Annotated in this window: 7 protein-coding genes and 3 rRNA genes; 3 read left to right on the plus strand and 7 right to left on the minus strand. The window is 60.6% G+C overall.

The window, feature by feature from the left end; all coding sequences use genetic code 11:
* Positions 1-8: 8 nt before the first annotated feature.
* Entirely contained in the window at positions 9-998 is a 990-nt protein-coding gene (locus OVA06_RS10810) for an HAD-IIA family hydrolase (RefSeq protein ID WP_268158209.1), read from the minus strand.
* A 5-nt stretch (positions 999-1,003) separates the two neighbouring features.
* The gene (locus OVA06_RS10815) at positions 1,004-1,966 is read right to left on the minus strand and encodes a hypothetical protein (protein ID WP_268158211.1); all 963 of its coding nucleotides are present in this window, start codon (positions 1,964-1,966) and stop codon (positions 1,004-1,006) included.
* Positions 1,967-2,047: 81 nt separating this feature from the next.
* On the opposite strand from OVA06_RS10815, the gene OVA06_RS10820 reads away from it, so the two are divergent.
* Positions 2,048-2,899, plus strand: a complete 852-nt coding sequence (locus OVA06_RS10820) for a hypothetical protein (RefSeq protein ID WP_268158213.1) — start codon at positions 2,048-2,050, stop codon at positions 2,897-2,899.
* Between the two features lie 563 nt (positions 2,900-3,462).
* Here the strand turns inward: OVA06_RS10820 and OVA06_RS10825 are convergent.
* Positions 3,463-3,729 carry a hypothetical protein gene (locus OVA06_RS10825; protein ID WP_268158215.1) on the minus strand — a complete coding sequence of 89 codons (267 nt, stop codon included), beginning with the start codon at positions 3,727-3,729 and terminating at the stop codon, positions 3,463-3,465.
* Between the two features lie 95 nt (positions 3,730-3,824).
* Between OVA06_RS10825 and OVA06_RS10830 the strand changes: the two genes are divergently transcribed.
* Together OVA06_RS10830 and OVA06_RS10835 are read left to right on the plus strand one after the other, a co-directional pair.
* Positions 3,825-4,043 (plus strand): hypothetical protein, encoded by a 219-nt coding sequence (locus tag OVA06_RS10830; protein ID WP_056077706.1) that lies wholly within the window; start codon positions 3,825-3,827, stop codon positions 4,041-4,043.
* 102 nt (positions 4,044-4,145) lie between these two features.
* Entirely contained in the window at positions 4,146-4,883 is a 738-nt protein-coding gene (locus OVA06_RS10835; protein ID WP_268158217.1) for a hypothetical protein, read from the plus strand.
* 351 nt (positions 4,884-5,234) lie between these two features.
* On the opposite strand, the gene rrf is transcribed toward OVA06_RS10835, so the two are convergent.
* The 4 genes from rrf to tyrS all read right to left on the minus strand — a co-directional run bounded on the left by rrf (position 5,235) and on the right by tyrS (position 12,488).
* Positions 5,235-5,351 (minus strand): 5S ribosomal RNA (rrf, locus tag OVA06_RS10840).
* Between the two features lie 163 nt (positions 5,352-5,514).
* Positions 5,515-8,643, minus strand: a 23S ribosomal RNA gene (locus OVA06_RS10845).
* A gap of 504 nt (positions 8,644-9,147) precedes the next feature.
* Positions 9,148-10,668 (minus strand): 16S ribosomal RNA (locus tag OVA06_RS10850).
* Together the 16S, 23S and 5S rRNA genes form the textbook arrangement of a ribosomal RNA operon.
* 506 nt (positions 10,669-11,174) lie before the next feature.
* Positions 11,175-12,488: a tyrosine--tRNA ligase gene (tyrS, locus tag OVA06_RS10855; protein WP_056083193.1), complete on the minus strand. Its 1,314-nt coding sequence runs from the start codon at positions 12,486-12,488 to the stop codon at positions 11,175-11,177.
* Between the last annotated feature and the right edge of the window lie 16 nt (positions 12,489-12,504).

Consider the following 12,504-nt stretch of genomic DNA (forward strand, 5'->3'; position numbering starts at 1 on the left):
CGTTCAGTCTAGTGACCGAGCCAGGCCAGCTTGGGCGCCTGAGCGGCGGGGGCGTCCGGTGTCGCGGCCCACCACGCGGCACAGGCGGCCCGCCACGCATCAAGGCTGTCCTTGCTGCCAATGACGCCCACTGCACCGTGGGCGACGCGTGCCGTGGCGTCGCCGCAGGCGTACGTGCCGTCGTCGTGCGTCACCTCGGGGTACGGGCGGTACAGGTCGGACAGGGCGCTGATGATGTAATCCGGGCGCTCGGCGGCGCGGGCGGCCAGGATCGATTCCAGCGTGTCGACGCCGGTCAGCACGGCAACGGTGGCAAACCCGGCGTTGTTGCCGCCGAGGATGTCGGTGTCCAGCCGGTCGCCCACTACCAGCGGGCGTTCGGCGCCCAGCCGCTTGGCAGCGGAATGGAACAGCGGTGCCTCCGGCTTGCCTGCCACGAGCGGCGTCCGGCCGGTGGCAGCGGTCACCGCCGCCACCAGCGTTCCGTTCCCGGGTGCAATCCCACGTGCCTGCGGGATGGACATGTCGGTGTTCGTCGCCACCCACAGGGCCCCGGCGGACACCACGTAAGCAGCTTCGGCCAGGTCCTTCCAGCCGATGCCGGGGTTGAAGCCCTGGACCACGGCCACGGGTTCCTCGTCCTGGCCGAAGACAGGGGTGAGGCCCACGAGCTCGATTTCGCGGGCCAGCGCCGGACTTCCCGTGATGAGGACCTTCGAGCCCGGCGCCAGGCGCGAAGCCAGCAGGTCGGCGGCCGCCTGTGAGGAACTGACTACCTGCTCATCCTCTGCCGGCGCCCCCAGTTCCCTCAGGTGGGCTGCCACCTCGGCCGGGGAACGCGAAGCGTTGTTCGTGACGTATCCAAGACCCACGCCCACCCCGGCCAGCTGCTGCAGCGACTCCACGGCACCCGGAATGGCATGCGGGCCGGCGTACACCACCCCGTCCAGGTCGGACAGGAGGGCGTCAAAGCGGGAAATCAGGGAAATGGCAGTCATTCGGTTCAGTCTTCCCGGCGGTCCTGGTTGGCTGCAGCGTCGTCGCCGGGCTCTTCACTGCCGGCTTCTTCGTTGCTGCTGGCTTCGTTGTCGGTGTCCAGTTCATCCGGTTCCACCGAATCCTCGTCCGACTCTGCGTCGTCAGAGGCGAAGTAATCCGCATCCTGGTCGTCCACGTTCTGGTCCACAGCGTCCTGCGCGTTGGCACCTTCTGCGGTGCCGTCGTCGGACGAGGAGCCTTCCTGGCTGCCGGCAGCTGCCGAAGCTGTTTCGGACGCTTTGACGGCGTGTTCGCGAAGTCGCCGGCGTTCGGCCTCTTCGCGGGCCTCTTCCTCTTCATCCCAGCCGAGGTCGATGATGTCAGGCTCTTCGTCAACGCCCTGTCCCAGTGCGTTCTCTGCGACGACGGCCTGCTTGTTCCACTTGTCTGCTTCGGCGGCGCGTCCCACGGCTGAGAGCGCGCCGGCGTAGGCGCGGAACAGCCGGGGGCTGTAGGAGAAGGCACGGTTGATGTCCAGCTGCGGAATCTCCAGCTCAGCGACGGCGGCATCGAGCTGGTCCAGGTCGGTCCTCGCGCCGGCCGCCACGATGGCAAGTTCCACCTTGCCGGGAGCGTCCAGGTCCTGCGCTTCCTCGGAACGGGCAACATCCAGTGCCCGGTCCGGGCGGCCCAGTCCACGCTCGCAGTCAGCCATGACAGGCAGGTGGACGTTGGAGCCGCTGATCCGCCGATACGTGCGGAACTCACGCAGGGCTTCCCCGTAGTGTCCCGCGGCGTAGGCCGTCAGCCCGACGGCTTCGCGGACTGCACCGAGGCGGCCGCCTCGGCGGCTCGCCGCTAGGGCGTGCTGGAAGGCCAGTTCCGGCTCGTCGTCAATCAGGCGGCCGGCCATCACCAGGTGGCGGGCAACCCACTCGGCGCTCTTGGGCTCAAGGGTCTTGATCTGGTGCTGCGTGGCGCGGTCCAACTCCTTGCCCGTGACGTCCTCATCGATCTCGGGTGAGCGTTCGCGGTCGAGCCGGTTGGAGCTGCGGATATCGGCAGCGTTGTGGGTGCGGACGGGGCGCTCTTCCTGGCGGTCCCGGCCGAAGCCGCGGCTGGAGCCGCCACGGAACGAGTCGCCACGGCCTGCTCCACGATCGGCTCCGCCGCGGGCGGGGCCACGGTCAGAACCGCGGTCGAAACTGCGGGAGTCTCTATCCTGCCGGTCGCCGAAGGGCTTGCGGTTCTCGCCGCCGCCAAAGCTGCGGCGATCCTGGTCACCCTCACGGCGCGGACGGTCGCCAAACGGCTTACGATCCCGATCACCGTAGGGACGGTTTTCACGGTCACCATACGGCTTCCGCTCACCACCACCGCTGAAACCACGGCGATCCTGGTCACCCTCACGGCGCGGACGGTCGCCAAACGGCTTACGATCCCGATCACCATAAGGACGGTTCTCACGGTCACCATACGGCTTCCGCTCACCACCACCGCTGAAACCACGGCGATCCTGGTCACCCTCACGGCGCGGACGGTCGCCAAACGGCTTACGATCCCGATCACCATAAGGACGGCTTTCACGATCGCCGGAAGGCTTGCGGTTCTCGCCGCCGCCAAAGCTGCGGCGCTCCTGGTCACCGTCGCGACGGGGACGGTCGCCAAACGGCTTACGATCCCGATCACCATAAGGACGGTTTTCACGATCGCCGGAAGGCTTGCGGTTCTCGCCGCCGCCAAAGCTGCGGCGATCCTGGTCACCCTCACGGCGCGGACGGTCGCCAAACGGCCTACGATCCCGATCACCATAAGGACGGTTCTCACGGTCACCGAAAGGCTTCCGCTCACCGTTACCAGAGGAGCGTTCGTTGTTGTCGCGGTTGCCGCGGCCCCGGAAGCCGCGCGGGTCACCGCCTGAGTTGTTGTTTCCCCGGAACGCTCCGCGGTCGTTTCCGCGGTTTCCTCCGCCGTGTTCGGCCATGATGGATTCCTCCTGTTGTGAGCCGACCACTGGCGCAACTGCAGCCGCTCGTATCCTTGCTTCGTACTTACGCAACCCGAAACAGAGCGCTTCCAAGTCCGTACATCTCCATCAATTCTAGGGGAGCCCGCATAATCGGCGGTCCAGAGTTGGCCCTGGCGGCTCCATCGTGTGAATCTTCACACCGGCCCACGCCCGCAGTGGCCGTTTCGCCGGCAGCCCGCTCCGCACCGCCGTGTTCCCCTCTCCTGACGCGCGCTCACTTGTGGCGGCTATCTTTACGACGCGCGCTCACTTGTGGCGGCTATCCTTACGACGCGCGCTCACTTGTGGCGGTTGCCAGGGGCTTTTGTTGCGCTGCCAGGTGGGGTTTTTAGGAGCGGGTGTTGGGAGCCCGATGTGATGGGGCATCGGAGGTGGTCGTTCCCTGGTTAGAGCCGGGGGGTGCCTCTATGGTTTTCGTCAAGCGGCTATTGCCGCGTTGCTACGGACAGGAGTGGCTACTCCCCCATGCCGGGATGCACCCGGACGAAGTCGACCCTATTTCCGGAGTTCGTCCGGGCCGCCGGCTTCCTGTTGAAACCGCGCGCGTCGAGGCCGTTCTTGGCGCGGAACTCGGCCATCGCGGCATCGTACGCTGCGTTGAGCGTCTTGCCGGAGAATTCGCGTGAGGTGCCGTCGTTGAAGGCGATGGCGATCCGGATGCTGGCCGGGTAGTGGCGGTTCATCCGGACGAAGCCTTCTGCGTCCTGCTGGAGAGTAATCAACGGAGCTTCTTTCGTTGTGCGAACAGCCTCCAGTCTGACGCACCACGCAACGCAGTACGTCCAACGGCACCGGCCGTGACGGTACGCTGGGCGGCATGAGCACCCGAGACATACCAGCGCAGATCGGCGACCTGCCACCACTGAGCCGGCCGGCGAACAGCGCACTCCTGCAGGCGGGCATCACAACGCTGGCCCAGGCCGCGGACCACTCCGCCAGGGATCTGCTGGCCATGCATGGGGTAGGTCCCAAAGCCATCCGCCTGCTCGATGCCGCCCTCGCCGATCGCGGCCTAAGCTTCGCCGGCGGGTCCTAAGCGGTAACTCCGGTCCGGCATGTGCACTGTGCCTCTGCGAAAATTCCGGGCGTAGACTGGCCGCACCACTGCCGGTGGAGGCACGCGTTACGGAGGCACCGCATGAAAAGTATCCGCGAGCAGGCCTCTGATGCCGAGCAGAACGCCGAGCTTGGACCCGGCAACGATGAACGGTTCTCCGGCTACGGCGTGATGGGGCTGCCCTTCAGCTCGGGCCACGTCCTGGCTATGCGCCGGTTTCCTGTGAACAGTGTTGGACCTGGGTACACCTCGGTGTGGCTGCGCCGCCCGTCCGGTGCCTGGAGCATCTACGCCGATGCAACGCCCGAGCAATCCTGCGCCCGCTATTTCGGTTCGGCCCTCGAGTCCGCCGTCCAATGTCCGGTGACCGTGGCTTGGACAGGCGACTCCAGCGTCAGTGTGACCATCGGCCGCGAACTGGAGCTGGCGTGGCATGTGGACCTGGCGTCCACACCCATTACCCGCGCCATGACACTGGTGATGAGCGCGCTGCCAGCTCCCCTTCTGGAGAGCACAGGGTTCCTGAAGTCCATGAGCGTCGCCGCTGGCCCGATGCTCGGAGCCGGCCGTCTGGGCCTCGCCGGCGACGTCCCGAACGGTCAGGGCTTCCGGGCCAAGCCTCGGCAGATGTGGTTCATATCGGGCAGCTCCGCGACGGTGGGCGGCGAAGACCTGGGCACCATGCGTCCGTTGACCAGGCAGACCCGGCTGGGCGACTTCTGGATTCCGCAGCGCGGCATCTTCGTCATCGGCGCCTCGTCCTTTGATACGTACGACGCCGGCAGGCACCTTCCAGCCTCAACCCGCCGCGCCGCCTGACCACCAGTCGACGCGCACTCACTTGTGGCGGTTGCCTGGGCATTTGTTGCGCTATCGGTTAGGGGTCCTGAGAGCGGGTGTTGGGTGCCCGTTGTGATGGGGCATCGGGGGTGGTCGTTCCGTGGTTTGAGTGGGGGTGTGGGTGGGAATCGCCGCGGGTGGGAGCGGGCTCGGGTGGGTGCCGCCGCGGGTGAGCGCGGGTTCGGGTGGGAACCGCCACGAGTGAGCGGGCGTCCGGGTGGGAACCGCCATGAGTGAGCGGGGATCCGGGGCTTCGGGTGGGCTTCGGGTGTGGGTGGTGGTTAAAGTGGTAGGGCCCTGACAGTTGTGTCAGGGCCCTACTCAATGTTTGTCCGGCGGTGTCCTACTCTCCCACACCCTCCCGGGTGCAGTACCATCGGCGCTGTGGGTCTTAGCTTCCGGGTTCGGAATGGGACCGGGCGTTTCCCCCACGCTATGACCGCCGTAACCCTTCTACCCGTCACCAACCCCTTTTAGGGGGTGGTGTGGGAAATCTGGTGGTTACAACATGTGGTGTTGTATTCAGTTGTTTTGGTTCCGGCCAGCAACGTGTTGGGTTGTTGGTTGGGAACCACATAGTGGACGCAAGCAGAGTTATGTATTTTTCTGTGTGGTGTAAGTTGTTGGCCTATTAGTACCGGTCAGCTTCACGAGTCGTTAGTCCTCGCTTCCACATCCGGCCTATCAACCCAGTGGTCTGGCTGGGGGCCTCTCACACAATAAAGTGTATGGAAATCTCATCTCGAAGCGAGCTTCCCGCTTAGATGCTTTCAGCGGTTATCCCATCCGAACGTAGCTAATCAGCGGTGCACTTGGCAGTACAACTGACACACCAGAGGTTCGTCCGTCCCGGTCCTCTCGTACTAAGGACAGCCCTTCTCAAATTTCCTGCGCGCGCAGCGGATAGGGACCGAACTGTCTCACGACGTTCTAAACCCAGCTCGCGTACCGCTTTAATGGGCGAACAGCCCAACCCTTGGGACCTACTCCAGCCCCAGGATGCGACGAGCCGACATCGAGGTGCCAAACCATGCCGTCGATATGGACTCTTGGGCAAGATCAGCCTGTTATCCCCGAGGTACCTTTTATCCGTTGAGCGACGGCCATTCCACAATGTACCGCCGGATCACTAGTCCCGACTTTCGTCCCTGCTCGAGATGTCTCTCTCACAGTCAAGCTCCCTTGTGCACTTACACTCGACACCTGATTGCCAACCAGGCTGAGGGAACCTTTGGGCGCCTCCGTTACTTTTTAGGAGGCAACCGCCCCAGTTAAACTACCCATCAGGCACTGTCCCTGACCCGGATTACGGGCCGAAGTTAGATGTCCAAAGTGACCAGAGTGGTATTTCAACGATGACTCCACCCGAACTGGCGTCCGGGCTTCAACGTCTCCCACCTATCCTACACAAGCCACTCCGAACACCAATACCAAACTATAGTAAAGGTCTCGGGGTCTTTCCGTCCTGCTGCGCGTAACGAGCATCTTTACTCGTACTGCAATTTCGCCGAGTTTATGGTTGAGACAGCGGGGAAGTCGTTACTCCATTCGTGCAGGTCGGAACTTACCCGACAAGGAATTTCGCTACCTTAGGATGGTTATAGTTACCACCGCCGTTTACTGGGGCTTAAATTCTCAGCTTCGCCCTTACAGGCTAACCGGTCCTCTTAACCTTCCAGCACCGGGCAGGAGTCAGTCCGTATACATCGTCTTGCGACTTCGCACGGACCTGTGTTTTTAGTAAACAGTCGCTTCCCCCTGGTCTCTGCGGCCCCGATCCCCTCCGGACAGCAAGTGTCCATCAAGGTTGGGGCCCCCCTTCTCCCGAAGTTACGGGGGCATTTTGCCGAGTTCCTTAACCATAATTCTCTCGATCGCCTTAGTATTCTCTACCTGATCACCTGTGTCGGTTTGGGGTACGGGCGGCTAAAACCTCGCGTCGATGCTTTTCTCGGCAGCATAGGATCACCAAATCCCCCCAAACGGGGGTCCCATCAGATCTCAGGCATCATGAGTGGCGGATTTGCCTACCACTCGCCCTACATCCTTAGACCGGGACAACCATCGCCCGGCTCGGCTACCTTCCTGCGTCACACCTGTTAATACGCTTGCCTCCCAGGATCAGGTCCTGCGCTCCACCAAAACCCTCACACCACAAGGGTGATCGGGCAGGTCTCGGGCAGTTAGTATCCCCTGTTCAACATGGGCGGTTTTTCGCCGGTACGGGAATATCAACCCGTTGTCCATCGACTACGCCTGTCGGCCTCGCCTTAGGTCCCGACTTACCCAGGGCAGATTAGCTTGACCCTGGAACCCTTGATCATTCGGCGGACGGGTTTCTCACCCGTCTTTCGCTACTCATGCCTGCATTCTCACTCGTGTAGGCTCCACCGCTGGTTTCCACCGCGACTTCACTGCCCACACGACGCTCCCCTACCCATCCAAACGCCTGAACCACAAGGGCTTAGCTAATATTTGAATGCCACAACTTCGGCGGTGTACTTGAGCCCCGCTACATTGTCGGCGCGGAATCACTTGACCAGTGAGCTATTACGCACTCTTTTAAGGATGGCTGCTTCTAAGCCAACCTCCTGGTTGTCTTCGCAACTCCACATCCTTTCCCACTTAGCACACGCTTAGGGGCCTTAGTTGGTGGTCTGGGCTGTTTCCCTCTCGACTATGAAGCTTATCCCCCACAGTCTCACTGCTACGCTCTCACTTACCGGCATTCGGAGTTTGGCTGACGTCAGTAACCTTGTAGGGCCCATTAGCCATCCAGTAGCTCTACCTCCGATAAGAAACACGCAACGCTGCACCTAAATGCATTTCGGGGAGAACCAGCTATCACGAAGTTTGATTGGCCTTTCACCCCTACCCACAGCTCATCCCCTCCATTTTCAACTGAAGTGGGTTCGGTCCTCCACGACGTCTTACCGTCGCTTCAACCTGGCCATGGGTAGATCACTTCGCTTCGGGTCTAGATCACGCCACTCAAACGCCCTATTCAGACTCGCTTTCGCTACGGCTGCCCCACACGGGTTAACCTCGCGACGTAACACTAACTCGCAGGCTCATTCTTCAAAAGGCACGCCGTCACAACTACAAGGTTGCTCCGACGGATTGTAAGCACACGGTTTCAGGTACTGTTTCACTCCCCTCCCGGGGTACTTTTCACCTTTCCCTCACGGTACTGGTCCGCTATCGGTCATTAGGGAGTATTTAGGCTTATCAGGTGGTCCTGACAGATTCGCACGGGATTTCTCGGGCCCCGTACTACTTGGGATACATCAACAAGGCGGTGCAACGCATTACAGTTACGGGACTAACACCCTCTCTGGCCGGCCTTTCAAGACCGTTCACCTATACGCACACCCACACCCCGTCAGCCCGGCAGAACTGACACGTAATGTCCCACAACCCCGACCATGCAACGCCCGCCGGCTATCACACATGGAACGGTTTAGCCTGATCCGCGTTCGCTCGCCACTACTAACGGAATCACTATTGTTTTCTCTTCCTGCGGGTACTGAGATGTTTCACTTCCCCGCGTTCCCTCCACGCACCCTATGTGTTCAGATGCGGGTCACCAGGTAACTCGCGCTCCTGGCGGGGTTTCCCCATTCGGACACCCTGGGATCACAGTCCGGTTATCGACTCCCCCAGGCTTATCGCAGATTCCTACGTCCTTCTTCGGCTCCTAATGCCAAGGCATCCACCGTGTGCTCTTAAAAACTTGACCACAAAGATCAAAAACATTTTCGAGAGAACCACAGAAACCGACCCGCACACCCAAAGGCGCACGAACCAGATCCAGGTTCATATTCTTGGAAATTGCTTCTTATACAAGATGCTCGCGTCCACTATGTAGTTCTCAAACAACAACCCCACACCACACACCCCACACACAACCCCCCAAAAGGGATCACCATGCATGATCGGTGCAGCAGGGAAACCAGAAACAAAGTACCGACAAGAACCCCAAGGGCCCTCCCCGGTCCTGTTGCCTCAGGACCCAACAGTGTGCCAAACACTACCCAGCAGACCAGACCACCGAACGTTCCAGGACCAACTCCGAAGAGATCAGTCCGTACTAGCAAACGGTCCGTGCCACCAGGCACCTATTTGTTGATATTCCACCCTTGAGCACCCGCCACGAAACATTCGTCCGTGCAACGGGCATTACTCCTGACAACCCCCACCACCGGACATACATCCAGGACAGAAAGCTGTAGGTGCTCCTTAGAAAGGAGGTGATCCAGCCGCACCTTCCGGTACGGCTACCTTGTTACGACTTAGTCCCAATCGCCAGTCCCACCTTCGACGGCTCCCCCCACAAGGGGTTAGGCCACCGGCTTCGGGTGTTACCAACTTTCGTGACTTGACGGGCGGTGTGTACAAGGCCCGGGAACGTATTCACCGCAGCGTTGCTGATCTGCGATTACTAGCGACTCCGACTTCATGGGGTCGAGTTGCAGACCCCAATCCGAACTGAGACCGGCTTTTTGGGATTAGCTCCACCTCACAGTATCGCAACCCTTTGTACCGGCCATTGTAGCATGCGTGAAGCCCAAGACATAAGGGGCATGATGATTTGACGTCGTCCCCACCTTCCTCCGAGTTGACCCCGGCAGTCTCCTATGAGTCCCCACCATCACGTGCTGGCAACATAGAACGAGGGTTGCGCTCGTTGCGGGACTTAACCCAACATCTCACGACACGAGCTGACGACAACCATGCACCACCTGTAAACCGACCACAAGTGGGGCACCTGTTTCCAGGCGTTTCCGGTTCATGTCAAGCCTTGGTAAGGTTCTTCGCGTTGCATCGAATTAATCCGCATGCTCCGCCGCTTGTGCGGGCCCCCGTCAATTCCTTTGAGTTTTAGCCTTGCGGCCGTACTCCCCAGGCGGGGCACTTAATGCGTTAGCTACGGCGCGGAAAACGTGGAATGTCCCCCACACCTAGTGCCCAACGTTTACGGCATGGACTACCAGGGTATCTAATCCTGTTCGCTCCCCATGCTTTCGCTCCTCAGCGTCAGTTAATGCCCAGAGACCTGCCTTCGCCATCGGTGTTCCTCCTGATATCTGCGCATTTCACCGCTACACCAGGAATTCCAGTCTCCCCTACATCACTCTAGTCTGCCCGTACCCACCGCAGATCCGGAGTTGAGCCCCGGACTTTCACGGCAGACGCGACAAACCGCCTACGAGCTCTTTACGCCCAATAATTCCGGATAACGCTTGCGCCCTACGTATTACCGCGGCTGCTGGCACGTAGTTAGCCGGCGCTTCTTCTGCAGGTACCGTCACTTACGCTTCTTCCCTACTGAAAGAGGTTTACAACCCGAAGGCCGTCATCCCTCACGCGGCGTCGCTGCATCAGGCTTCCGCCCATTGTGCAATATTCCCCACTGCTGCCTCCCGTAGGAGTCTGGGCCGTGTCTCAGTCCCAGTGTGGCCGGTCACCCTCTCAGGCCGGCTACCCGTCGTCGCCTTGGTAGGCCATTACCCCACCAACAAGCTGATAGGCCGCGAGTCCATCCAAAACCGCAAAAGCTTTCCACCAACCACCATGCGATGATCAGTCATATCCGGTATTAGACCCAGTTTCCCAGGCTTATCCCAGAGTCAAGGGCAGGTTACTCACGTGTTACTCACCCGTTCGCCACTAATCCCCCCACAAGTGAGGTTCATCGTTCGACTTGCATGTGTTAAGCACGCCGCCAGCGTTCATCCTGAGCCAGGATCAAACTCTCCGTTGAAAACAAACAGACACACCCACCAACCCCGGAAATAACGGGACAAAATGGATGCACAAAATTTGAAACCAGCCAAAAACACCATGCCAACCACGGGGTGGCGGCACAGCAAATTCAACCAATTCAATACAATAAATTGGTATCAACAAACTTGGCACACTATTGAGTTCTCAAACAACAGACACATTCGAATATTCCCGAAACAATTCATTTAGCAATGAATATCTATTCCGTATTTCTTCGCTGCGATGCTTCAATCTTATTTCATTCAGTTTCACTTTTGCAAATCCGGTTGTTTTCCCGGCATTCACCCTGCGGAACTGAATCCGCCCAGCCAAAAGTGAAGCATTTCTTCATTCCATGCACCGCATGGCCAAGAATTGCTTCTCAATATCGGTTGGGGGTTTGTCACCACTCAGCGGCGGCGACTCAGAAAACAATACACGCCCCTCCGTGGCCGCGCAAATCGGCCACAGAGAGGCGTGCAGGTGGTAGGTTTCCCTCCCCCGCTACGGGACCAGCACTTCCACCGTTGCCAGGTTCTTCTTGCCCCGGCGGAGCAGGAGGTACTGCCCGTGGAGGAGTTCTGATTCAGCAATGACCGTTTCCGGGTCCAGCACCTTTTCGTTGTTGACGTAGGCGCCGCCCTCACCCACAGTGCGCCGGGCTGCCGATTTGCTTTCCGAAAGGCCGGACGCCACCAACAGGTCCACAATTCCCAGCGCGTCCACCTGCACCGTGGCGGTGGGGAGCTCGGAAGTGGCCGCCTGGAGGGTCTGCTTGTCCAGGGCGGCAAGGTCACCGTTACCAAAAAGGGCAGCTGATGCGGCAATGACCTTCTCAGTGGCATCAACGCCGTGTACCAGCGAGGTCACTTCGAAGGCGAGCTTCCGCTGGCCCTCACGGGCGAAGGGACGCTCGGCGACGGCCGTGGCAATGTCCTCGATCTCCGAACGGGTGAGGAAGGTGAACACCTTGAGCCGGTCCACAACGTCGGCATCTGCCGTGTTGAGCCAGAACTGGTAGAAGGCGTAGGGGCTGCACATGCCGGCATCAAGCCAGATGGCGTTCCCTTCACTCTTGCCGAATTTGGTTCCGTCCGAATTGGTGATCAGCGGCGTTCCCATGGCGTGGACGCTCTTGCCCTCCACCTTGCGGATAAGCTCGGTGCCGCTCGTCAGGTTGCCCCACTGGTCCGAACCGCCGGTCTGCAGCATGCAGGCGTAATCACGGTAGAGCTGCAAGTAGTCCATGCCCTGGAGGATCTGGTAGCTGAACTCCGTGTAGCTGATGCCCTCGTCCGAGCTGAGGCGGGACGCAACGGCGTCCTTGCGCAGCATGGTGCCTACGCGGAAGTGCTTGCCTACTTCGCGCAGGAAGTCGATGGCGCTCAGCGGCGCAGTCCAGTCCAGGTTGTTCACCATCCGGGCGGCGTTGTCGCCCTCGAAGCTGAGGAAACGCCGGACCTGGGCCTGGAGGTACCCGACCCATTCCGCCACGGTGTCCTTGGTGTTCAGCGTCCGCTCCGCCGTCGGACGGGGATCGCCGATCATGCCCGTGGAGCCTCCCACAAGGCCAAGCGGCTTGTGCCCGGCGAGCTGCAGCCGCCGCATGACCAGCAGCTGGACCAGGTTGCCCAGGTGCAGGCTGGGCGCGGTGGGGTCGAAGCCGCAATAGTACGTGACCGGTCCGCCGGCGAGGAGCTTCTCAAGTTCGGCTTCGTCGGTGGAGACGTGGACCAGGCCACGCCACTTCAGCTCCTGCCAAATGTTGGCGAAGGTGGGGTCGTTCTGTTGCGTTTCGAGGCTGTTGATGTCTGGCACGCCTTCTAAGTTAGCA

Origin of the sequence: Pseudarthrobacter sp. SL88 (genome assembly GCF_026672455.1) — a bacterium.
GTDB lineage: Bacteria > Actinomycetota > Actinomycetes > Actinomycetales > Micrococcaceae > Arthrobacter.

Excerpts from the sequence above, each read along its gene's own strand:
- OVA06_RS10835 (WP_268158217.1), top strand. The coding sequence starts at position 4,146 with ATGAAAAGTATCCGCGAGCAGGCCTCTGATGCCGAGCAGAACGCCGAG.
- OVA06_RS10810 (WP_268158209.1), bottom strand. The coding sequence starts at position 998 with ATGACTGCCATTTCCCTGATTTCCCGCTTTGACGCCCTCCTGTCCGAC.
- OVA06_RS10830 (WP_056077706.1), top strand. The coding sequence starts at position 3,825 with ATGAGCACCCGAGACATACCAGCGCAGATCGGCGACCTGCCACCACTG.